Origin of the sequence: Gluconacetobacter asukensis, assembly GCF_014174375.1 — a bacterium.
Lineage (GTDB): Bacteria > Pseudomonadota > Alphaproteobacteria > Acetobacterales > Acetobacteraceae > Gluconacetobacter > Gluconacetobacter asukensis.
This window is the reverse complement of the sequence record NZ_JABEQE010000001.1, coordinates 150,001-175,152: the sequence shown is the minus strand read 5'-3', so window position 1 is coordinate 175,152 and position 25,152 is coordinate 150,001. Positions and strand designations below refer to the sequence as shown.

The following is a 25,152-nucleotide window of genomic DNA, read 5'->3' as shown; positions in this document are numbered from 1 at the left end:
GCCGCGACGGGGCCTTTCCGTCGGTAGCCGGAGCTATCCATGATTTCCACATCCTTCCGAGAGGCGGGGACACGCCGCGTCCGTCGTGCGGCGACCCCCCTGATCGCCTGTGCGGCGATTGCTTCGCTTGCGGGATGCGCCGGACAGAAACTGACCCGGACAGGTTTTATCCCGCCTGAAACCTATGCGCAGATGAGCCACACGAAAGATCACACGGATGATCTGATCTATGTCGATCCGAACATGGATGTGGCGCGATATCACACTGTCATGATCGAGCCGGTGGTCTGGCAGCCGGTCGCGAAAGCGCCGAAGCTTTCCCCCAAGGCCGAGGCACGGATGACCGCTGCCTTCCAGAAGGAACTGGGCGAGGCCCTGGGCCATGATTTCCGGGTTCTGCCCGTCGGCGATTGCGGTGCCTGCACCGACGTGATCCGCGTCCGTGCCGCCATCACGAATATCCGGCGGAGCAAATGGTATTATAATGCGATCCCGGTCGTCGCCGGATTTGCCGCCGGTGCGGCCGGTGGCGGCATGCCCCCGGTCCCCCCGCCGGCACCGGGCGGTGCGAGCGAGGAGCTGGTCGCATCGGATGCCGCGACGGGCGAGGCGCTGGTTGCCGTGGCGACGTATAATAATGGCATGCCGTGGAACGCGCTGGGCCAATGGCTGCCCTATGCGCATGCCAGGCGGGCTTTTCACCTTGCTTCCCTGCTTCTGGATGAGCAGTTCAGGAAAGAGAAGAAAAAGGAGCAGGCGGCACAGGCCGTCGCATCGTCAGCCAACTGACACGAACGGGGGGGCGGCCCTGGGGTGAGGCGTCGACGGGTCATTCATGGCCGGTTTTCTGCTGCTTTTTCGCCCATGCGGCGCGGACCTCCGCCGCGGCTTTCCGCTCGGCGGCGGTCGTTGCCCTGGTTGCCCTGGCCCGGCCGGCGCGGGCGGCAGGCGACGGGTGGGGGCCGGTGGTGGTGCCGGGGGCGATGCCGGCGGCGGGGTGGGCGTAGGCCTGGGCCACCGCCTGTTCGCAGGCCGAGCCCTTGCCGACGCCGAACTGGATGGTCGGGATGATGGCGGCGGGCGGGAAGACGGCGGCCAGCGCGCCCGTCGCGGCCACGCGGCCGGCGATTTCGGCGCCGGGCAGAATGATCGGGCTGCGCAGGGGGCCGCTGATATGGACCGCGCCGGGGAAGGAGGCGACGGTGAAATGGATGGCGCGGGTGGTGATGGCGTAATCCAGCGTGTTGTTGCGGAAATTGACCGTGCCGTCACCTGTTGTGCGCGTATCGCCCGTCTGGATCAGGAAGGAGTGTGTGGACAGGATGCCGTCTTTCAGCGGCATGTCGGCGATGAAGCATTGCAGCGGCGTGCGGGGCGGCAGGCCCAGCGCCGAGAGGAGCGCATTGCCCAGTTGCAGGCCCAGCAGGTCGGGCAGGATGGCGGAGAGATGGCCGCCCTGGTCGAGGACGATGGTGATGCCGCCTGTGCCGTGCGCGACCAGGTCGGCCACCGAATGGCCGGTGGCCGACAGGGTGACATGGCCGCCGATCGTGCCCTGTCCCTCGAGCGAGCCGAGACCCTTCATGAGGCGCGTGACGGGCACGCGCGAGACATCGAGCTTGAAGCGCGTGCTGAAATCGTCGTTCGCGGCGGGGGTGAGGGTGGCGACGGAGGCGAGTGTGCCGGTGCCCACCGCGAAGTTCAGCTTGCGGACGTCGATCGCGCCGTCCTGGACCGTGGCCTCGACATCGATATTATCCAGCGGCAGGCGTTTGTTTTCGATATGGTCGCCATGATAGGCGATATGGGCGTTGACGGCGTTCAGTTTGGGAACGTTGATGCGCTGGTCGGGCAGGATTTTGGTGTCTGACGGGTTCTCGGTCTTCGCGTGGCCCGGTTCGCCGCCGACGAAGCCGGCGAGGTCGGCCAGGTCCACGAGATGGGAGTGCAGGGCGGCCTCGACGAAGGGGACTTTCTGGTGCGGATCGACGGTGAGATCGCCGCCGAGATCCGAGCTGCCCAGACGGCCTTCGAACCCGGTGAAGCGGATCTTTGCTTCTGTATAATCGAGTTTTCCCGCGATGGAATAATGCGGCGTCTGCGGAATCGGGATGCCGATCAGCGGGTAGAGCAGCGACATGTCCGGCCCGGTGAGGGTCAGGTTGAGCTGCGCGCCGGCGAAATGGATCGGGTCGTTCACCGTGCCGCGCAGGGTTACCGTGGTGGGGCCGTTGGCCACGTGCAGGTCGACGGGATAGGGGTTTTGCGCGTCCGCGAGGGTCAGCAGCGCGCCGCCGACGAAATGGCCGGTGATCGGCTGTGCCGCGTAGCGCCCCTTGGCTTCCGCTACGATGGTGCCCAGCTTGCCCTCCGCCGGTGGCGTGGTGTGGAGCGCCAGGCGGAAATCGCTGCGCAGGCGGGCCAGGGCGACGCGGATATCGCCGTCGGTGATCCGCAATTCGTCGATATGCGGCAGGCTGGTCGGTGAGCCGTTATCCGGGGCCGGTTTGCCGTCGGCCGTGAAGGTGTAATTGTTGCGCCCGTCCTGTAGGGCCACGATATCGCCGCGCGGTGTGTCGAGTGCGACCAGCGGGAGCGTCAGCCCGCGGCCCACCAGATAGGGCCAGGGCTTGACCGAGACGGTCAGGGATTTCGCGCTGGCGAAGTCCTCCTTCTCCGCGGTGAAGCCCTCCGGTTGCCCGATATGCGGGTCATCCAGCGTGATGGTGGTCGTCCAGCCGGGGCGGACGTGCAGGTGGGCGATGGTGACCGGGCGGTGAAGGGCCGCCGAGGCCCGGCGTTCGATCATGGGGACGAACCAGTCCCAGTTCCACAGCACGACCAGCAGCAGGAGCGCGAGCGCCGACAGGCCGGCCAGGATGGGCAGCGGCCTGCGGAGCGGGGAGCGGGGTGTGCCGGGTTGTGCGGTCAAGAATGGGTCTCCGTTCTCAGGGCCTCGCAGGGTGCCGGGAGGGGGTATCCGGCACATAAAGCGATGATGTTCAATCTTTTACGGTTGAAGACGATAGGGGTTCCCCCGTGGCGGCCCGCCCGGCCGGGGCGCGCGGTGTGCATCGTGATTGCATGGGCCGGCCTGTCCATGAGACATCGGTGGACGGGGCGCGCGTGTTCCGCCCCCTACCGGAGGCGTACCATGACGGATCTGGTTCCTCTTCATTTCGTGACCCTGCTGGGGAGCCTGCGCAGGAAATCGCTCAATCGCGCTGTGGCGAAGGCGCTGCCCGCGCTGGCGCCCGAGGGGGTGACGATCAGCGCGCTGGGCTCGGTCGGTGCGTTCCCGCTCTATGACGCGGATGTGCAGGACCAGGGATTTCCGGCACCCGTTCAGCTCATGGCGGAGCAGATCCGCGCGGCGGATGGGGTGATCATCGTGACGCCCGAATATAATTACTCGATGCCCGGTGTGCTGAAGAACGCCATCGACTGGCTGTCGCGCCTCGCGCCGCAGCCGCTGGCGGGAAAGCCGGTGGCGATCCAGACGGCCTCGCCGGGGGTGATCGGGGGCGCGCGGGCGCAGTATCATCTGCGCCAGAGCCTGGTTTCTCTCGATGCCATGGTGCTGAACAGGCCCGAAGCCATGATCGGGCTGGCCGCGCAGAAGATCGATGCGGAGGCGCAGGAACTGACCGATACCGCGACGCGCGATTTCCTGGCGCGGCAGTTGGTGGCTCTGGCGGTTCTGGCGCGGAAGTTGAAGGCGTAAGGGGAAGACGTTCTTTTTTGAAAAAAAGAACCAAAAAACTTTGATTCGTTCAGGGGGGGTGTGCTGGCACCTGATGGTAGCCCGGTGTGGCGTGCGTCCGCGTTCGGACAGGATATGGGCGATCAATGTGCGTTCTTGCGTATAGCGCGCCATAGGGGTTCACCTGACGGCACGACAAGGAAGGAACATGGCCATGCGCGCCGTCGGTTATCAGTTCTCCCGCCCCATCAGCGCCGATGATGCGCTGGTCGATCTCGATTTGCCGGTGCCCGTTGCCGCCGGGCGCGACCTGCTGGTTGCGGTTCGTGCGGTGTCGGTCAACCCGGTGGATACCAAGGTGCGCCTGCGCGCGCAGGCCGAGCCGGGCGAGTGGAAAGTCCTTGGCTGGGATGCCGCCGGGGTGGTGGCCGCCGTTGGACCCGAGGTGACGCGCTTCAAGGTCGGTGACCCGGTCTTCTATGCCGGGGCGCTGGGGCGGCAGGGGACGAACGCGGAATATCATCTGGTGGATGAACGCATCGTCGGGCACATGCCGCGCACGCTGGACTGGGCACAGGCCGCCGCCCTGCCGCTGACCGCGCTGACGGCGTGGGAAATGCTGTTCGACCGGCTGGATATCCGGCGCTCGGTGCCGGGTGCGGCGCCTTCGGTGTTGATCGTCGGCGGGGCCGGCGGCGTCGGGTCGGTGGCCATTCAGCTTGTGCGGGCGCTGATGGGGCTGGAGGTGATCGCGACCGCCTCGCGGCCCGAGACGCGGGACTGGGTCGTGGAACTGGGGGCCACGCATGTGATCGACCATGCCCGTTCTCTTGCCCCGCAGGTGGCGGCGCTGTCCGGTGGGGCGCCCGGCTTCGTCTTTTCCACGACCCAGACCGACCGGCATCTGGCCGATATCGCGGAGCTGATCGCGCCGCAGGGCCATATGGGGCTGATCGACGATCCGCCGGCTTTCGACATCCTGCCGTTCAAGACCAGGAGCGTGGCGGTGCATTGGGAATTGATGTTTACCCGCTCGATGTTCGGCACCCCCGATATGGGGCGCCAGGGCGAGATTCTGGACGAGGTGGCGCGGCTGGTGGATGCCGGGACGCTGCGCAGCACGCTGGCCGAGCAGTTCGGGCCGATCTGTGCTGCCAATCTGAAGCGGGCGCATGCTCTGCTGGAAAGCGGGCGGGCGCGGGGCAAGATCGTGCTGGAGGGGTTTTCCGCCTGAAAGCCTGACCGTAAATGCGCGCTGGCGGCGATCCGACGCGCGTTTCCTGTGCTTCGCGGCGGGCGGCCCACAAGGCCGCTCCGCTCCGATGCCCGGAACCACACGACGGGCGCGGCCCGCTGGGGCCGCTCTCGCTCACCAGCCCACATTTTCGGTCAGGCTCTGAGACTGGCGGCCTCGGGCGGCGGAGCTGCTTTTCCTTCCGCCCGAGGCGATTGGGTGCGTCGGCCTGGGGAAACCGGCATCGGCGCATGGGCGTTCAATCACGTGTGATGGTGCGGTTTCATATTCGGCCTCGACAGGCGCGGGGTCGGGCTTTACACGAGTTAACCTAACAAATGATTGGTATTTTTGTTGGTGTGCGTTTGAGAGACTGAGAGTGGCTGTGCCTTCCGGAAATATGCGGTCATGACCGTCGGAAACCGGAAAAAACAAGAACAAGAAGATGACGGGAGAACGCCATGGCCGAAGAGCGTGTCCACAATGCGGCGTTCAGGCACAGGATCATGGACGCGGATGAGGCGGCGTGCCTGATCGCGCATGGGGACGTGGTGGGAATGGGCGGGTTCGGCCCCGGTGGCACGCCCAAGGCGCTGCCCAGGGCGTTGGCCCGTCGGGCCATTGCGCGGCATGAGCGGGGCGAGGCGTTCGCGATCAGCCTGCTGACGGGGGCCTCCACCACGCCGGATGTGGATGGGGTGCTGGCCCGTGCCGAGGCGATCAGTTTCCGCATGCCCTATATGGGGGATGCCGATCTGCGGGCGCAGGCCAATGAAGGCAGGGTGGCCTATGTCGACACGCATCTGAGCCGCGTTGCGCCCTGGGCGCGCGCGGGGTTCCTGGGCAAGGTCGATGTGGCGGTCATCGAGGCGGCGCTGATCCGCGAGGATGGCGGCATCGTGCCGACACTGGCCATCGGCAATGCCAAGACCTGGCTGGAGATGGCCGACAAAATCATCATCGAGGTGAATGGCTGGCATACGACCGAACTGGAGGGCATCCACGATATCTGGGCCGGTGACCGCGAGGCCGGTGCCCGGCTGCCCGTGGTATCATGGGCGGGCGAGCGCATCGGCGGGACGGTGCTGCGGGTGCCGCCGGACAAGATCGCAGCAGTGGTGCGAACCGATGAGGGGGATCTGGGCCAGTCGTTCCGTGCCGTGCCCGATGCCACCCGCATTGCGGGCCATATCATCGAATTTCTCAAGCACGAGGTGGTGCGCGGCCGGCTGCCGGAGGCGTTGCCGCCCCTGCAATCGGGGGTGGGGAATATTGCCAATGCCGTGATGACCGCGCTGGCCGATGCGCCGTTCGAGAACCTGACCGCCTATACCGAAGTGATCCAGGACGGCATGCTGGACATGGTGCGCAGCGGCAAGATGCGCGTCGTCTCCGGCGCGTCGCTGTATCTGAGCAATGCGCAGGCGGCGGCGGCGAAGGCCGACATGGGGGTGCTGCGCGACCGTCTGGTGCTGCGCCAGCAGGAGGTCAGCAACAATCCGGCGGTGGCGCGGGGCCTGAACTGTATCGCGATGAATGCGGGGATCGAGGCCGATATCTACGGCAACGTCAATTCCACCCGCGTCATGGGGTCGCGGGTGCAGAACGGGATTGGCGGGTCGGGCGATTTTGCCCGCAGCGCGCTGCTGTCGATCTTCATGCTGCCGTCGGTTGCCCGGAATGGGACGATTTCCTCGATCGTGCCCATGGTGTCGCATGTCGACCACATCAATCAGGATGTTCAGGTGCTGGTGACGGAACAGGGGCTGGCCGATCTGCGCGGCCTGTCGGCGCGGCGGCGGGCGCGGGTGATTATCGAGAACTGTGCCCATCCGGATTTCCGGCCGCAATTGCGGGACTATCTGGCGCGGGCCGAGAGGGTGGATGGAGGCGGGGGCGATACGCCCCATCTGCTGGGCGAGGCCCTGTCCTGGCATCAGCGCTTTATCGAGACGGGCTCGATGCGGATTTGACGGCCTCTCAGGAGGTGGGCAGGGTTTGGGTGGCGCCGTATTGGACCTGTTTTTCCTTCAGCCAGCGGCGATAGGTGACCGAGAGGGAGTCGGCGCGGGTGGGGATTTCGGCGCGGGCGTCCAGCGGGAGCAGGCGGGGGCGCTGGTTTTCGAGAATGATGCGGTCCTGCAGGAAGATCTTCTGCTGGAACTGGATCAGGTCAGCCTGGGCCGAGAGTTCGTCGATCAGGAACATGACGGGGTGGGCGCGGCATCGCTCGGGTTCCGTCGGCTGGACGAACAGGGCGATGACGTCGGGGCGTAGCGCGTCGTTGGGGCAGGTCTTGTAGAGCAGGGTCACGAAGGGCGAGGCGACGCGGTAGATATAGCCCGTGTCCTGCCCTCCTGCTGCCGAGAGAGCGGCCTGCGGCTGGTGGAAGCGGCAGTCGGTGGCCCAGACCTCGTCCACGTCGCGCCGCCATTCCGTGTGGTAGCGCAGGACTTCGGTCTGCGGTTCGGCGCCCAGGATGTTGGTGTGGACGAAGGGGAAATGCGCCATGTCGAGGAAGTTCTCGATCACGCGCAGGCCGGAGGCGTGGACGTCGATCGAGCCGCAGCAGACCAGCCGGCGATCGGGCTCGTCGGCTTCCGGGATGGCGAGTGGCGTGGCGGGGGGCGTGCCGAGGCTGGTCCACAGGCAGCCATACCGTTCTGCGACGGGTAGGGGGGTGTCGTGCCCTTCGGCCCGGATCTGCACCGTGCCGTCGGCGGTGCGCTGGATCGTCAGGCCGACGCCGAGCAGGCGCGTATGGGTGGGGCCTGCCGCCAGTGTTTCGAGGAAGCCGACCGCGTGCCAGGCATCGAGCACGGCGCGGTCGGTGGGGTCCACGCGATGGGTCGGAGTCATTGGGTGCTCCTTAGAGGCTGGCAGAAAAAGGTTGATGCCGAGCAAGAGCGGCCCGGTACGGGCCGCGTCCGGCGTGTGTTTTTGAGCATCGCAGCGGAGCGGCCTTGATGGCCGCCCGCCGCGAAGCGCAGAAAACGCGCGTCGGATTGCCGGCAGCGGCCTTTTTCTGCCGGCCTCTCATCGGACGTCGCGATGATATGGCACGCCGAGCGCCGCCGGGGCGGCCATGATGCGGCGCATGCGGTGCCAGACGACCACCGGCACGATGATGAACGCGATCGTGCCCAGATAGGGCAGCATGTTCAGGAAGGCGGGGGCGATCGGCCAGTTGCGGGCCTGGCCGACGAAGGAGAGCGCGGTGATCAGCCCGAACAGCAGGCCCGACAGGGTGGCGCCGAAGGGCCGGTAGCCGGCGAAGATGACCAGGGCCAGGGCGATCCAGCCTCTTCCGGCCACCAGCCCCTCGGACCAGACGGGGACGTAGGTGAGCGTGAGGTAGCCGCCGGCGGCGCCGGCCAGGCCGGCGCCCAGCGTGACGTACCAGAAGCGCAAGGCGGTGACCGGCAGGCCCGCCGCGTCGGCCGCCGCCGGGTTTTCGCCCACCGCGCGCATCGCCAGACCGTGGCGGGTGTGGAACATCACCCAGTGCGCCATCGCTGGCAGGACCAGGTAGATGAGATAGACCGGCAGGTTCTGGCCGAAGAAGGCAGGGCCGATGACCGGCAGGGACGACAGGCCGGGGACGGGCACGCGGCCGAAGGTGGCGGGCGAGGGCACGCCTGCGTAATCATGGCCGATACTGGCGGACAGGCCGAGGCCGAGGAAGGTGACGGCCAGCCCGCACAGGACCTGGTTGGCGCGGACGATGACGGTGGCGAAGGCGAAGACCATGCCGCCTGCGGCGCCGGCGAGCGTGGCCGCCAGCAGGCCCAGCCACGGGTTGGGGGTGGCGACCACGGTGATGATGGCGACCACCGCGCCCATCGACATCAGCCCTTCGACGCCGAGATTGGTGACGCCGACGCGTTCGGCCAGGACCTCGCCCAGTGCGGCCAGGGCGAGCACGCCGCCGGCAAGGACGGCGGTGGAGAGCATGCCGGTCAGCAGGTCGATCATGGCCGGGCCTCCGCGCCGGTGGCAGGGCGGGTGGTGGTGGGACGGACGGTCACCGGGCGGTAATGGGCGAGTTCGTCGGCGATGGCGATCATGAACAGGACCAGTCCGGTGATGGCCAGCACGGCGGAGCTTGTCAGTTGCTGGGTTTGCAGCACGATGCCGGCATTGAGGATGAAGGCCATCAGCAGGGCGGCGGGCAGCACGTTGAGGCACGATCCGCGCGCCAGCACTGCGACCACGATGCCGAAATAGCCGAAATTATTGGCAAGGCCGCCTTGCAGTCGGTGCACCGTGCCCGCGACCTCGAACATGCCCGCCAGGGCTGCCAGCCCGCCGGAGAGCAGCATCACGCCCAGGATGCGGGCGCGGACCGGGATGCCGGCATAACGGGCCGCCTGCTCGTTCGCGCCGCCGATGGTGATCTGGTAGCCCCAGCGCGTGCGGGTGGTCAGCCACGCGAGGGCCAGCACGATGGCCAGCGCGATGGGGAAACCCCAATGGACCACGCCCCAGATTTCGGGGATGCGCACCGGCAGGCGGCCGGTCGAGGCCAGCGCGCCGGTGACGCGGTCGTGCCAAGGGCCGACCGCCAGATAGGTGGTCAGAAGCCCGGCGACGAAATTGAGCAGCAGGGTGGTGATGATCTCGTTGACGCCGGCATAGGCGCGGGCCAGGGCGGGGACTAGGATCCAGCCCATGCCGCAGGCGATGCCGCTGGCGGCCATCAGCGGCAGCACCAGCCAGGACGGGCCGGGCAGGAACAGGCCGACGGCGGTGGCGCCGATGGCGCCGGCGTAGAACTGGCCCTCGGCGCCGATATTCCATACGCCGATCCGCCCGGTGACGGTGACGGCCGCGCCGGTCAGCAGCAGGGGGGTGAGGAATAGCGCGAGATCTTCCAGCCCGAAGCGCGAGCCCACGGTGGAGCGCACTACCAGATCGGCCAATAGGCGCGGGTCGCGGCCCGACAAAGCGAGGAACAGGGTGGTGATCGCCAGGGCGGTGACGACGGCGCCCGCGCGCCAGCCCAGCCGGCGGGCCGGGGTGACGGTGGGTTGGCGTTGCAGCGTGCCGGCCATCAGGCTTGTCCTCCGCTGTGAGCCGAGCCGCTGGGTGCCGGGCGGCCGCCCATCAGCAGGCCGATCGTTTCCATATCGGCCGTTGCGGCGTCGATCGTGGCCATCAGCCGGCCGTGGAACAGGACGCCGATGCGGTCGGCGACGTTCAGCAGTTCCTCCAGATCCTCGGATACCAGGACCACCGCCACGCCCTGGTCGCGCAGTTCGGTCAGGTAGCGGAGCACGGTGGCGATGGCACCGATATCCAGGCCCCGGCTGGGGTAGGCTGCGACCAGCACTCGGCTGGCGATGCGGATTTCGCGTCGTGCCACCAGCCGCTGCTGGTTGCCGCCGGACAGGTTGCGGATGGGGGTGGCGAGGTCGGGCACGCGGACTTCGGCGGCCTCGACGATCGTTTGGGCCAGGCGGCCGGCGGCGCTGCGGTCGTACAGGCCGTGGCGGCCGATCGGCGGGCGGTCATATTCGCGCAGGGCCATATTGTCGGTGATGTCGAGCGATGGTGCCAGGCCGCTGCGCAGCCGGTCTTCGGGGATGTGGCCGATGCCGGCGCGGGCGAAGGCCGCCGGGTCGGCCAGCGGGGCTTGGGTGCCGTCGAGCAGGATGTTACCCGCCGAGAGGGGCATCATGCCGGTGAGGACCTGGGTGAGTTCGCGCTGTCCGTTGCCGGCGACGCCGGCGATGCCGAGGATTTCGCCGCCATGCAGGTTCAGCGTGACGTCGCGCAGGGTTTCCACGCCGCGTGGATCGCGGCAGGTGGCGCCGCGCAGGCTCAGGACCGGGGTGGTGGCAATGGGGGCGGCGCCGGGAGTGCGGGCGCGCAGGTCGCGGCGGACGATCTCGCGCCCGACCATGATGGTGGCGAGGCCGGCGGCGGTGCAGTCGGCCGTGCGGTAGGTGCCGACATTGCGGCCCGCGCGCAGGATGCTGATGCGGTCTGAGATGTCGATGACCTCGTCCAGCTTGTGGCTGATCAGGATCACGGCGTTGCCTTGGGCGCGGAAGGCGCGCAGGGCGCGGAACAGGTCGCGCGTTTCGGCCGGGGTCAGCACCGCCGTGGGTTCGTCGAGGATCAGCAGCCGGGCCTGGCGTGCCAGCACGCGCAGGATTTCCACCCGCTGCTGCTCGCCCGCCGACAGGTCGGCCACGATGGCGTCGGGGCGGACGGAAAAGCCGAACCGGTCCGACAGGGCGCGGGTGCGGGCTTCCAGTGTTTTCGCCGAGGCGCGGAACGGGGTTTCGCGCCAGCCGAGATGGATGTTCTCGGCCACCGTGAAGGCGGGGACCAGCTTGAAATGCTGGTGGACCATGCCGATGCCCGCACGGATCGCGTCCTGCGGGGCGGCGAAGCTCTGGCCGTAGCCGTCGAGGATGATCTCGCCGCCGTCGGGCTGGTAGATGCCGGTGACCACGTTCATCAGCGTGGACTTGCCGGCGCCGTTTTCGCCCAGCAGGGCGTGGATCTCGCCCGGTGCGATGTCGAGGCTGACATCCTGGTTGGCGATCACGCCGGGGAAGTATTTGCAGATTCCCTGCAATTGCAGGATCGGCGGCGTGCCGGGCGCGACCGGGGGCGGGGCGTCGGGCTGGGTGTGGCGCAGGTCAGTCAAGGCCGGTCACTCCCGCCACAGCCCAGTCCCATTGATAGATCAGCGCGTCGTCCATCGCCTGGCCCTGGGGCACGCGGAGGCGGCCGGCGGCGTCGTGGATCGGGCCCTGGAACGGGTTGTAGCCTGCCATGATGCGTGTGCGCATTGCGTCGGCCTGGGCCGCGACTTCGGGGGGGACGGTGCGGCCCCACGGGTCGCGGTCCACGCCGTGGCCGAGGGTGAGGAAGCGGCCCTGGGGCTGCCAGGTGCCGGCCAGGCGGGCGCGGACCTGTTCGACATAGTAATCGCGGAAATCCAGCGTGACGGAGCTGACATAGGCTTCCGGCCCGTACTGGCGCATGTCGGTGTTCCACATCGCGGCCTTGATGCCGCGCTGTTCGGCCACGCGCAGATAGGCGGGCTCGTCCATGATGCCGCACAGGAAGTCGCAGCCATTATCGGCCAGCGCGCTGCCGGCCTGGGTGGCGGCCTGCGGATCGAACCAGGCGTTGATCGAGATGGCCTGCAGGGTGACGGCCGGGTTGACCGAGCGGGCGCCCAGCAGCACGGCGTTGGCGCCCGCATAGACGGACGGGATGGGAAAGGAGCCGACGAAGCCGATCTTGTTGGTGCGTGTCATCAGCCCGGCGGCGATGCCGATGACGTAGCTGGCGTACCAGTGGGTGATGTAATACCAGCCCAGATTGCCGCTGACGGCGTGGCCGTCGCATTCCATGAACGCGACCTCTGGCGCGCGGTCGGAGACGTCGCGGATGAAATCGCCATAATTCGACGTCGCGATGACCATCTGCGCGCCTTCGGCCACGAACTGGCGGAAGATGCGCGTGGCGTCGGCCGAGTAGGGCACGCTTTCGACATAGACCGTGCGCAGGCGCGGAAAGGCCCGCCGCACCGCCTGCACGCCCTGGTCGTGCGCCATTGTCCAGCCGCCGTCGGTGACCGGGCTGGTATGGCCGAAGGCGATCAGCGCGTCGGCCTCGGCCACCGGGAGCAATGTCCGTGGCTGTGCCCGCAGGGCGGGTGGTCGGAGCAGCCCGCTGCCGGCGGCTCCGGCGGCTAGTCCCAGCATGTGTCGTCGTGATGTGAGCAGCCGCCTGGTCGGCGCGTGCGTGGTCATACCTGACCTGGAATGGTCATGGTTCCGCATTCCCCCCTCGATGATCGCCCGGGCCGGTCCCACCCGGCGCCGGGTTGTTCCCCCCGGAAACGGGCCGTGCCCCGTAACTACAGGCCGGCCAGATCGGCGGCGTGGGCACGTGCGATGCCGTGTTGCGCCAGGATCTGCCATGTGGCCTGCGGGTCGGAGCCGACCGCGCGGCATGCATCTTCGACCACGATCGTCTCGAAACCAAGGGCCTTCGCGTCGATGGCGGTGAAGCGCACGCAATAATCCAGCGCCAGCCCGGTGATGAAGACGCGGTTGATGTCCAGCCCCTTCAGCCAGGAATCCAGCCCCGTCCGGGTGGCGCGGTCGTTGTCCATGAAGGCGGAATAGCTGTCGACATCCGGGTCGCGGCCCTTGCGGATCACCATGCCGATCCGTGCCTGGTGCAGCGTGGCTGCCAGTTCGGCGCCGTGGGTCCCTGCCACGCAATGGTCGGGCCAGTGATCGGGCGTGGCTTTGCGCCCGTGGGTGCTGGCGAAGGAGACATGGGCGTGCGGATGCCAGTCCTGGCTGGCCGCCTGCTGGCCGAAGGGCAGGAGGGTCAGATGGTTGATGACCGGAATGACCGCGTCGCCGTCCGGCACGGCCAGGGCGCCGCCGGGCAGGAAATCGTTCTGGAGATCGATGACCAGCAGCGCATCATGGGATGTGACGTGGATCATGGAAGCTCTCCGTTCGGTACGGTTTCGGAACAGGGATGGCACGTTTCGAATGGCCGGGCTATCGGGGATTCGGGGCAGGAGGCGGGCATGAGCCGGTGGGAGCGGATGCGCCTGGAACTGGAGGGATGCACGGCGGTGGAGGCCATTCTGTGCCTCGCCCGTGAGCGTGCCGCGCTGATGGCGCTGGAGTGCGTGGTGGTGGAGGCCGGGCCGGTGCGGGTGGTGTTCGAGGTTGCGGGGCCGGAGCCGCTGGTGGGCGCGTTCGAGATGGCGTGCAGTCTGGGGCCGGCGGGGTGTGTGGTGCCGGTGGTGCGCTGCCTGCCCGTGCCCGGTGAGGACGGGGTTCAGGGGGAGAGGGAATGAGTGGGACGCGGGAGGGCGGATGGTATCCGCTGATGCTGTCGGCGGATCTGGAGCCGGGTACGGTGGCCGGCAGTACCGTGCTGGGGCGTGACCTTGCGGTCAGGCGGGACCGGGAGGGGCAGGCGCATGTGTGGGACGACCGGTGCCCGCATCGCGGCATGCGGCTGAGCCTGGGCTTTGTGCGGGAGGGGGCGCTGGCCTGCCTGTATCATGGCTGGCGCTTCGGGGCGGATGGGCGGTGCGTGCATATTCCGGCGCATCCCGACCTGTCGCCGCCGGGGACGATCCGGGCCGCGCCTTTGCGTGTTGCGGAATGTCATGGGCTGGTCTGGGCTTCTGTTGAGGAGGACGGGCCCTTGCCGGAGGTGGATGCGGTGGCGTGGGTGCCGGTGCGCTCGCTGCGGATCGAGGCCCCGTGGCAGGATGTGGCGCGTGCGGTCGGGGTGCCGGACGGGCATAGGGCCGCCGTGCTGGATCGGGATGTGGAAGGCCGGGTGCTGGCGGCGCTGCTGCCGGTGCGTGAGGGGGCGTGCATGCTGCATCTGCTGGCGGCGGCGTCTGCCGGGGTAGAGCGGCTGCATGATCTGGCCGATTGGGGACAGGATGTGCGGGCGCGGGCGGAGGAACGGGCCGGGCAGGTTTTTCTGGCGGGGGTCGTGGCATGAGTGAACTGGTGCTGCACGACGACGAGCTGGACGAGGATTGCTATCGGGTGCGGCTGTTCCTGTCGCTGCTGGGGTTGGAGGCGCGTCGGGTCGCGGTCGATGTCGTGCCTGGTGGCGAACAGGATAGTCCGGGTTTTCGTGCTGTTTCGCCGGCCGGGTTGCTGCCGGTGCTGCGGATCGACGGGCAAATGGTCTGTGGGGCCGGTGGCGCGTTGCTGGCGCTGGCGCATGGGCGGCCGGAGTGGCTGCCTGAGGCGCGCGCGGCGTTTGCGCGGGTGGCGCACTGGTTGCAGTTTGCCGGTGGGCCGTTGCGGGCGACGCTGCTGATGCGGCGGGCCTGTCTGTTTGGCGGAGTGGGGGATGAGCAATCCGCCCGCCGGCGGGCGGCTGTGGGGGCGTTGCGGATCATGGAGGACCATCTGGCCCATCGGCGGCTGGAGGGCGGTACGTGGTTTGTGGGCGATGGGCCGACGGTGGCGGATATCGCCCTGTTTCCCGCCGCCGCGCTGTGTCGGGATTGGGGGGAGGAATATTCCGCCTATCCCGCGTTGCGGCGCTGGGTGCGGGCGGTGCGGGGGCTGCCGGGTTTTGTCACCATGCCCGGCATTCCCGATTACGGCTGATCGGCGTCCGGGCGGCGGGGGCGGCGCGTGACCAGGAGCTGGTTGATGCGGAAGCCCTCGACGTCCACGACCTCGAACAGGAAATTGGCGGCTTCGACCTTGTCGGCCTTGCGCGCCATGCGGCGCAGCCGGTGCATGACGAAGCCGCCGATCGTATCGAAATTGTGGCTGTCGGGCAGGTCCGGCACGCCGAGTTCGCGGATGACGTCGCCGATCGGGGCGGCGCCGTCGATCAGCCACGAATTCTCGTCGCGGCGGACGATGGCCTGTTCCTCGAACGGGTTGGCGAGCCCGTCCATCAGCGCGCCCATGATGTCCTTGAAGGTGATCAGGCCGACCACCAGCCCGTATTCGTTGACGATCAGGGCGAAGCCCGCGCCGTGGGTGTCGAACTGGGCCAGCGTGTCCCACAGATTGAGCGTGTCGGGCAGGGACAGCACGTCGCGCCGCATGCGGGAGATCTGCTTGGCCACCGGCAGGATGGTGGCCGTGGGGTCGACATCCTCGGGCTTTTCCACCACGGCGGCCAGCACGTCTTCGGCGCGGATCGAGCCGATGACGTTGTCCAGCCCGCCATTGCAGAGCGGGTAGCGGGAATAGGGCTTGGCCCGCACCTTGTCGCGCTGGCTTTCGGCACTTTCCTGCATGTCGAGGAACACGATCTCGTCGCGCGGGGTCATGGCCGAGGTCACGGAACGGTCCTGCAGGCCCAGGACGTTCTGGATCATCTGGTGTTCCTGCTCCAGCAGGACGCCCGAGGCGGTGCCGGCGGCCAGGATGGCGCGGAGGTCTTCCGGCGTCACCGGTTCGACGGCCGAGGCGGCGGGGATTTTCAGCGCGCGCAGGATGACGTCCGACATCTTGGAGAAGATCCAGACGAACGGGTACAGCACCTTCAGCGCGATGGCGGGGAACCAGCCGATGCTCAGCGCCACGCGGTCGGGCGCGTTCATGGCGATGCGCTTGGGCAGCAGGTCGGCGAACAGCACGAACAGGCCCGTGATCAGGATGAACGACGCGGTGGAGGCGACGTGCCCGGCCAGACCCTCTTCCAGCCCGGCGCGGTGCAGGATGTCGGCCAGCGGCGGGGTGACCATGTCGCTGCTGATGACGCCGCCCAGCACGCCTACGGCATTGAGGCAGATCTGCAGTACCGTCACCACCTGCCCGCTGTTGCGGCGCAGGCGCAGGAAGTTCACCGCCCGGCTGTCGCCGGCCTCGGCCCGGGTGCGCAGCCGCACCTCGCGCGCCGCCGCGAACGAGATTTCGGACAGGGCGATCAGGATGCTGAACCCGATCAGGACCACGACCGCGACCAGCCCGGCCAGCAGCATCATGGCCGTGCCTCCGCCCGTGCGGCGAGGCCGGAGCAGGGTGCCGGGAACGCGGCGGGATGGCGGGTGGGGGCCGGGTGCCCCTGGGCGGGATGGGTCATGAGATCAGCAGCCTAGCGCATCCGCGCCTCTTTCGGCCAGCCGGATGGAGGGTGGGGGTTCATAGGGGGCGGGACATCACGGGTTTGACAAGTGCGTGTCGATTGCGATGCTGTCCCGCTTCCTCAACCAGGAGCGTTTGCGTTTATGAAAAGGGTGGCTGGATTTCGGATTGTTCGGGCCTGTTCGGCGGTGATCGCTCTTCTGGCGGGTGGCGCGTCGTGGCCGGTCCCGGCCTGGTCCGATGAGGCTGTGCCCGCCATAGAGATCGATGCCACCGGGAGCGGGACGCCGTTCCGGCACAGTTGGGAGCAGGCGTTCGGTTCGGATCGCGCCGACATGGCGCTGACGGAGAGTTATCTGCGGAACGCGGATCGGACGCGGGAGGCGACCGGGTTCCGCTATGTGCGGTTCCACGGCATCTTCGACGATACGATGGGCATCATGGCGCCGGATGCGGACGGCCACATGCATTATAATTTCCGCAAGGTCGATGCCGTGTATGACGGGCTTCTGGCGCATCATATCCGGCCGCTGGTCGAGCTTTCGTTCATGCCCAGCGCCATTGGCAGCGACGTGCTGCGCCGCGATGGGGGGCTGGAGCCGCTGGTTCACTGGAAGGCGGACGAACAGGCAAAGCCGATCACCGATTATAGCGGCGGGACACTGTGGTATCGGGCCAATGTGACGTTTCCTGCGCATATGGCGGACTGGAATGCGCTGATCCGTGCCTTCGTCGCGCATCTGGAACAGCGTTATGGCGCCGAGGAAGTCCGGCAATGGCCCTTCGAGGTGTGGAACGAGCCCGATCAGGCGACCTGGGTGGCGCAGCCGAAAATGGCGACGTATTTCGCGCTTTATGACAATACCGCCCGCACCATCAAGGCGGTCGATCCGGCCTTGCGGGTCGGTGGGCCTGCGACGGGTGCCATTCACTGGGTTGGGGATTTTGTCGATCACGTCATGCGGGAGCATGTGCCGGTCGATTTCGTCTCCACGCATATCTATGCGAATGATCCGCCGGATCTGCTGCGATTGCCGAAATCGCCTGCGAATACGGGCAATACGGTATGCGATGCGACGCGGACGGCGCGTCGGGCGATCGACCGTTCGGGGCATCCGGATCTGCCGCTCTACATCACCGAATTCGGCGCGGATTGGGATATTCATAATGGCAGTGCGGATCGTCCGTGGATCGCGCCGTGGATTGCGCAGACGGTGCATGATTGTGACGGGCTGGCGCCGATCATGTCCTACTGGACGTTTTCAGACGATTTCGAGGAACAGGGGGTGGTCGCCAATGAGCTGCCGGGTGCCTATGGGTTGCTGACCACCCATGGCATTCCCAAGCCGGCGTTCAATGCCTTTGCGTTGCTGCATCGTCTGGGGAACCGGCGGTTGCCGGCCGGATCGGGCGATGGCGATGTGCTTGCGACGCGCCGGGAGGATGGCGTGATTGCGGTCGCGCTGTGGAACCGGGATGCCGACAGGGCGCGGGATGCGCATCTGGCGTTCAGGGGGCTGGCGTCCGTCGAAGGGGCGACGGTGATCGTGATCGATCGGAATCATGGCACGCCGGCCGCATTGTTCGAGGCCATGGGGCGGCCCGTCTCGCCGACCCGACAGCAGGCGGATGCGTTGATTGCGGCTGCGCGTTTGCCTGCGCCGAGCCCGGCGGTGGATTGCAGGCGTGCGCGCCAGTGTGATGTCAGGCTGGCGCCTGAGAGTCTGGCGTTGCTGCTGGTGCCGGCCCAGCCGAAATGATGCTGTAAGACAGGATCGTGTTGATGCGATATTTTCTTTTTCCGCTTTTTCTCACTCTGCCTGCCGCTGTGCTGGCCGCGCCGCCGCCGGTGGCCGTGATTGCCGATCCGCCTGCTGATCGGCTGCATCCGGCGGCGATGGCCGCGTTCGTCATTCCTGCGCCGGATGGGGCGTTGAATGCGGTGATGTATCGCGCGGCGGGTGCGGGGCCGCATCCGACGCTTCTGCTGCTGCATGGATTTCCCGGCAACGAACAGAATCTCGATCTGGCGCAGGCTGCGCGGCGGGCGGGGTGGAATGTGCTGACGTTCCATTATCGCGGGTCTTGGGGGAGTCCGGGGCGCTTTTCATTCGCCAACTGCCTGCAGGATGGGGCGACTGCGCTGGCATATCTGCGTCAACCCGACGTGATCGCGCGGTTCGGGATCGATCCGTCCCGGATTGCGGTGGCGGGTCACAGTATGGGGGGCATGGTGGCGGCGCGGGTTGGCGCGGACGATCCGCGTGTGATCGGAACGTTCCTGATCGATCCGGCCGATTTCGCGGCGATCGGGCGTGGTTTTGTCGATCCGAAGAAGCGCGAGGCGTTTCTGCTGGGCGAAGTGCGGGGCGACATGCCGCCGCTGGTGGGCACCAGCGAGGAGGCGATCATGGCGGAGACGGCGCATGCCGGCCGGTCGCTGGATCTGGTCGCCGCGATGCCGGCGCTGGCCGGGCGGCCGCTGGCGTTGATTGGGGCGACGCGGGGTATCGGGACGATGGCGGAGGCGGCGGCCCGGGCAGCGCGGAAGGCCGGTGCCCGGCATCTGGAGGCCGAGATGGTCGAGACCGACCATAGTTTTTCCGATGCCCGGATTGCCCTGGCGGGGCGGCTGGTGACGTGGCTGGAGCAGTTCCAGCGTTGAGTCCGGGTTGAGGACGCCGACTTACGCTTCCGGCAGGCCCGCGAGTTCGCGCCAGCCGGGTTCGTCCAGTGTGTCGAGGCCGAGTTCGGCGGCTTTGCGGGCTTTGGAGCCGGCGTCGGTGCCCAGGACGACCAGGTCGGTCTTTTTGGAGACGCTGTCGGTGACGCGGGCGCCGAGGCGTTCGGCTATCGCCTTGGCTTCGGGGCGGGTCATGGTGGTCAGCGTGCCGGTGAAGACGATGGTCTTGCCGGACAGGGTGCCTTCGGTCTGGGGTTCCTCGTCCTCGATCGTCGTCAGCATCGCCGTGAGGTCGTCGAGGGTGGTGAGGTTGTGGGCTTCCAGGAAGAAGGCGGCGAGTTCGTCGGCGATGGCGGTGCCGATGCCGGTGATCGAGCCCAGGGCCAGCCGTGCGTCGGAGCCGATGGTGGTGGCGGCCAGCATCTGTTCGCGCCAGTTGGTGTACGATCCGTAGTGGCGGGCCAGCAGGCGGGCGTTGCTGGAGCCGATGCGCCGGATGCCCAGCGCGTAGATGAAGCGGGCCAGCGGGATGGTCTGGCGGGCGCGGATCGCGGCCGTGAGGTTGCGGGCGGAGAGTTCGCCCCAGCCTTCGCGTTTGGCGATCTGTTCTTCATGATTCGGAAGACGGAAGATGTCGGCGGGGGTTTTCAGCAGGCCGTCCGTGTGGAATTCGGTGATCGTGCGTTCGCCCAGGCCCTCGATGTCGAAGGCGTCGCGCGAGACGAAATGGATCAGCCGTTCCACTACCTGCGCGGGGCAGGTCAGGCCGCCGGTGCAGCGCCAGACGACCTCGCCCGGCGGGCGTTCGGCATGGGCGTGGCAGATCGGGCAGGTGTGGGGGAAGGCGAAGGGCTCCTTGCGCGGCGGGTCGCCTTCCTTGCGTGGCACCACGCCCAGGATCTGCGGGATGACGTCGCCCGCGCGCTGGATCTGCACCAGGTCGCCTTCGCGGACATCCTTGCGCTGGATTTCGTCTTCATTGTGCAGCGTTGCGCGGGTGACGATGACGCCGCCGACATTGACGGGCTCCAGGATCGCCACCGGGGTCAGCGCGCCGGTGCGGCCGACCTGGATGTCGATGCGGGTGAGGCGCGTGATGGCCTGCTCAGCGGGGAATTTCCAGGCGATGGCCCAGCGGGGGGCGCGGCCGACGAAGCCCAGGCGATCCTGCAAGGCGAGATCGTCGATTTTATAGACGACGCCGTCGATATCGTATTCGAGGCCCGAGCGTTCGCGCGCGATGTCGTCCATGAAGGATTCGGCTGCGGTGGCGCTTTCGACGATCTTTGACAGCGGGTTGACCGTGAAGCCCCAGTCGCGGAGCCGGTCGAGATAATGGGCGTGGGTATCGGCCACGTGCTCCGACGAAAAGCCCTGCGCGTAGGCGAACAGCGACAGCGGCCGGCGGGCGGTGATCGACGGGTCGAGCTGGCGCAGGGAGCCGGCCGCCGCGTTGCGGGGGTTGGCGAACAGTTTCTGGCCGGCGCTGGCCTGGGCCGCGTTGATGGCCAGGAAGGCGGGTTTGGAGAGGAAGACCTCGCCCCGGATTTCGATCAGGGCCGGGGCGTGGCCTTTGAGGTGCTGCGGGAGGTCGTGCAGCGTGCGGAGGTTGGCGGTGACGTCCTCGCCCTCGGTGCCGTCGCCGCGGGTGGTGCCGCGCACGAAGCGGCCGTGTTCGTAGGTGAGGCTGATCGACAGACCGTCGATCTTGGGTTCGGCGACGAAGCGCAGGGCGCGGGTTTTGTCCTCGTCCAGGCCCAGGAAACGGGCTGCGCGGGTCACGAAGGATTCGAATTCCTCGCGGTCGAACGCATTGTCCAGCGACAGCATCGGCACCAGGTGGCGGTGCCGGGTGAAGGTGGGGGCGGCCGTGCCGCCGACATGCAGCGAGGGGCTGTCGGCGCGGCGCAGGGCGGGAAAGCGGGCCTCGATCGCCAGGTTGCGGCGGCGCAGCGCGTCATATTCGGCGTCGGTGACGGCGGGGGCGTCGTTTTCGTAATAGGCGCGGTCCAGCGTGCGGATCTGGTGAGCCAGACGCTCCAGTTCGGTAGTGGCCTGGGCTTCGGTCAGGTCTGTGGGGTCGATCGTGGCGGGATCGGGGGTGTCGGCACCGGGTGCGGGGGACATGGGGGCAATTACCCTTGCAGAAGGCTGTCGGCCGCCGCCCGCGCGGCCTCGGTGATGGTGTCGCCGGCCAGCATGCGGGCGATTTCCTCGCGCCGCTGTTCGGTCGATAACGGTTCGGCCCGCGTTTCGGTTCGGCCCTTGGCCACCGATTTGCTGATGCGCAGATGGGCGTTGCCGCGTGCCGCGACCTGCGGGCTGTGGGTGACGACCAGGACCTGGACATCCTGCCCCACGCGGGACAGGCGCTCGCCGATGGCCGAGGCGGTCGCGCCGCCGACGCCGGAATCGACCTCGTCGAACACCAGGGTCGGCACGGCGGAGCGGCCGGCCAGCACGACCTTCAAGGCCAGCATCAGGCGCGACAATTCGCCGCCCGAGGCGACCTTGGCCAGCGGGCCGGGCGGCTGGCCGGGATTGGCGGCGATCTGGAAGGCCGCCTGCTCGCGGCCCCGCGCGTTCCATGCCTCGGGCGGCAGGGACGGCAGGGTGACGAAGAAGCGGGCGCGTTCCAGCCGCAGGGGCTTGAGCTCGGCCGTGACGGCGGATTCCAGCCGGCGGGCGGTCTTTTCGCGCGCGGCCGACAGCAGGCCGGCGGCGTCCTCGAACCGGGCGCGGCGTTCGCGGACCATGGTCTCCAGCGCGCCGATGCGGATATTGCCCGAATCCAGCGCCGCCAGCCGGTCGCTGAGTGCCGCCAGCAGGCCCGGCAATTCCGGCACCGAGACGCCGTGCTTGCGCGCGGCCGCGCGCAGCGCGAACAGCCGTTCCTCGGTCTGTTCCAGCAGGCGGGGGTCGGAATCGGCTTCGGCGGCCAGGCGGGAGAGCAGGGTTTCGGCCTCGCCCAGTGCCTCTTCGGCGCGTTCCAGGGCGGCCAGGGCCTCGTGCGCCAGGCGGTCGGCGCCTTCGGTCGGGGTGTCGCCGGCCGTGGGGAGCAGGCGTTGCAGGGTGCGGCTGGCGCCGCGCAGGGCGGCGGCGGGGCCGGACGAGCGGCGGTCGCGCGGCGAGAGTTCCGCCAGGGCGGCGGCGATGGCCTCGCCGCGCCGTTCGCCCTGTTGCAGGCTCTGGCGTATGCCGGCGAGATGCGTTTCCTCATCCTCCTGCGGGGCGAGGGTGGACAGGTCTTCGACCGACTGGCGCAGCCATTCCTCCTCGCGCGCCGCGTTTTCCATCGTGGCGCGGGCGGCGGCGAGTTCGGCCGTGGCCGCCATCCAGGCGCGATAGGCGGTGGCGGTGTCGGCCCGCAGGGCGGGTGCCACGCCGAAGGAATCGAGGAGGTCGAGATGGGTGCCCTGGTCGGCCAGGCCCATCTGTTCGTGCTGGCCCTGGATTTCGACCAGCAGGGATGCTGCCCGGCGCAGCAGGCTCACCCCCACCGGCTGATCGTTGATATAGGCGCGCGACCGCCCGTCCACGGTGACGATCCGGCGCAGGACCAGCGGTTCGCGCGGGTCGTCGATGACGATTCCCTGTTCGGCCAGCAGGGTGGGCAGCGGGTGGTCGGGCAGCAGGTCGAAACAGGCGGTGACGCTGGCCTGCTCGGCGCCGGCCCGCACCAGGCCGGCACTGGCGCGTTCGCCCAGGGTCAGGCCCAGACTGTCGAGCAGGATCGACTTGCCGGCCCCGGTCTCGCCCGTCAGCACGGTGAGGCCGGGGGAGAACGGCAGGTCCAGCCGTTCGATCAGGACGACGTCGCGGATCGACAGATGGGTCAGCATCGGGTTGCCCCGGATGGCGGAAGGAGGGGCTCCACGCCCGTCAGAAGACGGAATGCCATACGCGCGAGAAGAAGCCGCGCTGGGCATGCGTGGCCTGGGACGGCGGCGGCGGGGCCTTGGCCAGCGGCTTGGCCGTGTCGGCCGCGTCAGCCGATCTGGCGGGGGCGTTGTCCGTGACCAGGCCCGGCACCGGGGTGCTGGCGGACAGCAGGTGCTTGCTGCGCAGCGTGTCGTAGGCGTAGCGGTACCATTTGCTGCCGGGATAATTGTAGGACAGCACGGATGCGGTGCGGCGGGCCTGGTCGGTCAGGCCCAGGTCCAGATAGACCTCGACCAGCCGTTCCAGGGCTTCCGGCACGTGGTTGGTCGTCTGGAAATCCTGCACCACGCGCTGGTAGCGGTTGACCGCGGAATGATAGGCGCGCTGCTGCTCGTAATAGCGGCCGACCAGCATTTCCTTGCCGGCCAGATGGTCGCGGCACAGATCGACCTTGAGCTGGGCGTCACGCGCGTAGGGCGATTGCGGGAAGCGGGTGATGACCTCTTCCAGCGCGTTCATCGCCTCGATCGTGCCCTGCTGGTCGCGCTGGACCTCGGCGACCTGCTCGTAATAGCAGAGCGCGCGCAGATAGAAGGCGTAGGCGGCGTCGGGGCTGGTCGGGTGCAGTTCCAGGAAGCGGTCGAGCTGCTGCACCGCGTCGGGATATTTATCCTGCAGGTAGTAGGCGTAGCCCGCCATCAACTGCGCGTTCGCGACATAGGCGGAATAGGGATAGTTCTGTTGCAGGACCTCGAATTCCGCCGCCGACAGGGCGTAGCGCTGGTCGCGCAGGGCGTCGATGCCGTTATTGTAGAGCGTATCGACCGGAGGCACATGCGATTCCAGGTCGTTGATCGTCTTCTTGTCGCCGCTGCAGGCTGCGAGCGACAGAATGACGGCGATCGAGGCGTATCGGGCGGCACGACGGCCGGCCGAACGGTCAGCGGAATGGTTTCGAATGCTGCGCAGGGACATGCCGGCTCTTCCAGTTCGGTCTGCCTTATATCATGCGGCGGGCCGGGGTGAAGGCCATGGCGTCGTTTTCAATGCGATCCGGCCTGAATTTGGTCGGTCGGGCGTGCGGTCAGGCCGCCGCGCGGAGAGGTTGGGTGCGCGGCGCGCGGCCTTGCGGCCGCCAGGCGTCCGCGTCGGCAAGCAGGGTGCGCAGCAGACGGTTGTTCAGCGCGTGGCCCGATTTGTGGCCGGTGAACACGCCGTTGATCGCACGGCCGGTCAGATACAGGTCACCCACCGCGTCGAGGATCTTGTGGCGCACGAATTCGTCGGGGCGGCGCAGGCCGGACGGATTGAGGATGGTGGCGCCGTCGACCACGATGGCATTGTCCAGCGACCCTCCGCGCGCCAGGCCGGCGGCGTGGAGGGCCTCGATTTCCTGCCGCAGGGTGAATGTACGGCAATTGGCGATCTGGTCGCGGAAGCTCTGGCGGTCCAGCCGGGTGGTGAAGCTCTGTTCGCCGATCGCGGCGGCGGGGAAGGCGATGGACATGGTCAGGGCCAGGCCGGGCTCGCGCGCCGGGCGCAGTTCGGCGAAGGCGTCGCCATCCGTCACGCGGACGGGGCGCAGGATGTCGATCGCAGCGCGGGTAGCGGCCTGTTCGGCCACGCCGGCGCAATCCAGCAGGAAGACGAAATCGGCCGCCGAACCGTCCAGCACCGGCAGTTCCGGCCCGTCGACGTCGATCAGCACATTGTCGATTCCGGTGGCCGAGAGCGCGGCCATCAGATGCTCGATGGTCGCGACCCGCAGGGCGGGATTCGCGGGATCGCCGATGACGGTGGAAAGCCGCGTATCAACGACATGATCGAAACGGCCGGGGATGGTAAGGCCGTCGAGATCGGTCCGGCGGAAGACGATTCCGGTATTCTCGGCGGCCGGATGGAGCGCCAGCCTGATCCGCAGGCCCGTATGCAGGCCGACCCCGACGCAGGAAATGCTCTGGCGCAGCGTCTGCTGGCGGGCGATGCGCGTGGGGAGGGGACGGGCGGAAACGGTGTCGCCGATGGATGAGGAATCCTGCCCCGACATCGTCAGCATACCGTCCATTACAGTCCC

At 68.0% G+C, this 25,152-nt stretch carries 21 protein-coding genes; 9 read left to right on the top strand and 12 right to left on the bottom strand.

Annotated elements, in window-relative coordinates:
- Positions 1 to 39: 39 nt before the first annotated feature.
- Positions 40 to 789: a DUF3313 family protein gene (locus HLH35_RS00770; protein WP_182977338.1), complete on the top strand. Its 750-nt coding sequence runs from the start codon at positions 40 to 42 to the stop codon at positions 787 to 789.
- Between the two features lie 40 nt (positions 790 to 829).
- On the opposite strand, the gene HLH35_RS00765 is transcribed toward HLH35_RS00770, so the two are convergent.
- On the bottom strand, positions 830 to 2,989 hold the full coding sequence (locus HLH35_RS00765; protein WP_182977337.1) for an AsmA family protein: 2,160 nt from the start codon (positions 2,987 to 2,989) through the stop codon (positions 830 to 832).
- Positions 2,990 to 3,154: 165 nt separating this feature from the next.
- Between HLH35_RS00765 and HLH35_RS00760 the strand changes: the two genes are divergently transcribed.
- The 3 genes from HLH35_RS00760 (at position 3,155) to HLH35_RS00750 (ending at position 6,910) form a co-directional block, all read left to right on the top strand.
- Positions 3,155 to 3,724 (top strand): NADPH-dependent FMN reductase, encoded by a 570-nt coding sequence (locus HLH35_RS00760; RefSeq protein ID WP_182977336.1) that lies wholly within the window; start codon positions 3,155 to 3,157, stop codon positions 3,722 to 3,724.
- 193 nt (positions 3,725 to 3,917) lie between these two features.
- Complete coding sequence (locus tag HLH35_RS00755; protein WP_182977590.1) at positions 3,918 to 4,937, top strand: zinc-binding alcohol dehydrogenase family protein; 1,020 nt, start codon at positions 3,918 to 3,920, stop codon at positions 4,935 to 4,937.
- Between the two features lie 461 nt (positions 4,938 to 5,398).
- Positions 5,399 to 6,910, top strand: coding sequence for a succinate CoA transferase (locus tag HLH35_RS00750; protein ID WP_182977335.1), 1,512 nt, complete (start codon positions 5,399 to 5,401; stop codon positions 6,908 to 6,910).
- Between the two features lie 7 nt (positions 6,911 to 6,917).
- On the opposite strand, the gene HLH35_RS00745 is transcribed toward HLH35_RS00750, so the two are convergent.
- The 6 genes from HLH35_RS00745 to pncA all read right to left on the bottom strand — a co-directional run bounded on the left by HLH35_RS00745 (position 6,918) and on the right by pncA (position 13,425).
- Entirely contained in the window at positions 6,918 to 7,796 is an 879-nt protein-coding gene (locus HLH35_RS00745) for an aromatic ring-hydroxylating oxygenase subunit alpha (RefSeq protein ID WP_182977334.1), read from the bottom strand.
- A gap of 177 nt (positions 7,797 to 7,973) precedes the next feature.
- Positions 7,974 to 8,912: an ABC transporter permease gene (locus HLH35_RS00740; RefSeq protein ID WP_182977333.1), complete on the bottom strand. Its 939-nt coding sequence runs from the start codon at positions 8,910 to 8,912 to the stop codon at positions 7,974 to 7,976.
- A complete protein-coding gene (locus HLH35_RS00735) occupies positions 8,909 to 9,991 on the bottom strand; it encodes an ABC transporter permease (protein ID WP_182977332.1) in 1,083 nt (360 codons plus the stop codon). The genes HLH35_RS00740 and HLH35_RS00735 overlap by 4 nt, the downstream gene beginning before the upstream one ends.
- A complete protein-coding gene (locus HLH35_RS00730; protein WP_182977331.1) occupies positions 9,991 to 11,598 on the bottom strand; it encodes an ABC transporter ATP-binding protein in 1,608 nt (535 codons plus the stop codon). The genes HLH35_RS00735 and HLH35_RS00730 overlap by 1 nt, the downstream gene beginning before the upstream one ends.
- The gene (locus HLH35_RS00725; RefSeq protein WP_182977330.1) at positions 11,591 to 12,715 is read right to left on the bottom strand and encodes a BMP family ABC transporter substrate-binding protein; all 1,125 of its coding nucleotides are present in this window, start codon (positions 12,713 to 12,715) and stop codon (positions 11,591 to 11,593) included. The genes HLH35_RS00730 and HLH35_RS00725 overlap by 8 nt, the downstream gene beginning before the upstream one ends.
- Before the next feature lie 107 nt (positions 12,716 to 12,822).
- Positions 12,823 to 13,425, bottom strand: coding sequence for a bifunctional nicotinamidase/pyrazinamidase (gene pncA / locus HLH35_RS00720; RefSeq protein ID WP_182977329.1), 603 nt, complete (start codon positions 13,423 to 13,425; stop codon positions 12,823 to 12,825).
- A gap of 87 nt (positions 13,426 to 13,512) precedes the next feature.
- Here pncA and HLH35_RS00715 point away from each other — a divergent pair, with 87 nt between their 5' ends.
- The 3 genes from HLH35_RS00715 to HLH35_RS00705 are packed head-to-tail and all read left to right on the top strand — an operon-like array spanning position 13,513 to position 15,076.
- The gene (locus HLH35_RS00715; protein WP_182977328.1) at positions 13,513 to 13,788 is read left to right on the top strand and encodes a hypothetical protein; all 276 of its coding nucleotides are present in this window, start codon (positions 13,513 to 13,515) and stop codon (positions 13,786 to 13,788) included.
- Positions 13,785 to 14,453, top strand: coding sequence for a Rieske (2Fe-2S) protein (locus tag HLH35_RS00710; protein WP_182977327.1), 669 nt, complete (start codon positions 13,785 to 13,787; stop codon positions 14,451 to 14,453). The genes HLH35_RS00715 and HLH35_RS00710 overlap by 4 nt, the downstream gene beginning before the upstream one ends.
- Positions 14,450 to 15,076, top strand: coding sequence for a glutathione S-transferase family protein (locus tag HLH35_RS00705; RefSeq protein WP_182977326.1), 627 nt, complete (start codon positions 14,450 to 14,452; stop codon positions 15,074 to 15,076). The genes HLH35_RS00710 and HLH35_RS00705 overlap by 4 nt, the downstream gene beginning before the upstream one ends.
- Here HLH35_RS00705 and HLH35_RS00700 read toward each other — a convergent pair.
- Positions 15,067 to 16,413, bottom strand: a complete 1,347-nt coding sequence (locus HLH35_RS00700; RefSeq protein WP_182977325.1) for a hemolysin family protein — start codon at positions 16,411 to 16,413, stop codon at positions 15,067 to 15,069. The two genes, HLH35_RS00705 and HLH35_RS00700, sit on opposite strands and share 10 nt — an antisense overlap.
- Positions 16,414 to 16,665: 252 nt before the next feature.
- Here HLH35_RS00700 and HLH35_RS00695 point away from each other — a divergent pair, with 252 nt between their 5' ends.
- Together HLH35_RS00695 and HLH35_RS00690 are read left to right on the top strand one after the other, a co-directional pair.
- The gene (locus HLH35_RS00695) at positions 16,666 to 18,273 is read left to right on the top strand and encodes a GH39 family glycosyl hydrolase (protein ID WP_182977324.1); all 1,608 of its coding nucleotides are present in this window, start codon (positions 16,666 to 16,668) and stop codon (positions 18,271 to 18,273) included.
- A 23-nt stretch (positions 18,274 to 18,296) separates the two neighbouring features.
- Entirely contained in the window at positions 18,297 to 19,178 is an 882-nt protein-coding gene (locus HLH35_RS00690; RefSeq protein ID WP_182977323.1) for an alpha/beta hydrolase, read from the top strand.
- Between the two features lie 21 nt (positions 19,179 to 19,199).
- Here HLH35_RS00690 and ligA read toward each other — a convergent pair whose 3' ends face one another.
- The 4 genes from ligA to lpxC all read right to left on the bottom strand — a co-directional run bounded on the left by ligA (position 19,200) and on the right by lpxC (position 25,143).
- The gene (gene ligA, locus HLH35_RS00685) at positions 19,200 to 21,323 is read right to left on the bottom strand and encodes an NAD-dependent DNA ligase LigA (protein WP_182977322.1); all 2,124 of its coding nucleotides are present in this window, start codon (positions 21,321 to 21,323) and stop codon (positions 19,200 to 19,202) included.
- A gap of 8 nt (positions 21,324 to 21,331) precedes the next feature.
- Positions 21,332 to 23,038 carry a DNA repair protein RecN gene (gene recN / locus HLH35_RS00680; protein WP_182977321.1) on the bottom strand — a complete coding sequence of 569 codons (1,707 nt, stop codon included), beginning with the start codon at positions 23,036 to 23,038 and terminating at the stop codon, positions 21,332 to 21,334.
- A gap of 40 nt (positions 23,039 to 23,078) precedes the next feature.
- Entirely contained in the window at positions 23,079 to 24,053 is a 975-nt protein-coding gene (locus HLH35_RS00675) for an outer membrane protein assembly factor BamD (protein WP_182977320.1), read from the bottom strand.
- A gap of 109 nt (positions 24,054 to 24,162) precedes the next feature.
- Positions 24,163 to 25,143, bottom strand: a complete 981-nt coding sequence (gene lpxC, locus HLH35_RS00670; RefSeq protein WP_182977319.1) for a UDP-3-O-acyl-N-acetylglucosamine deacetylase — start codon at positions 25,141 to 25,143, stop codon at positions 24,163 to 24,165.
- Between the last annotated feature and the right edge of the window lie 9 nt (positions 25,144 to 25,152).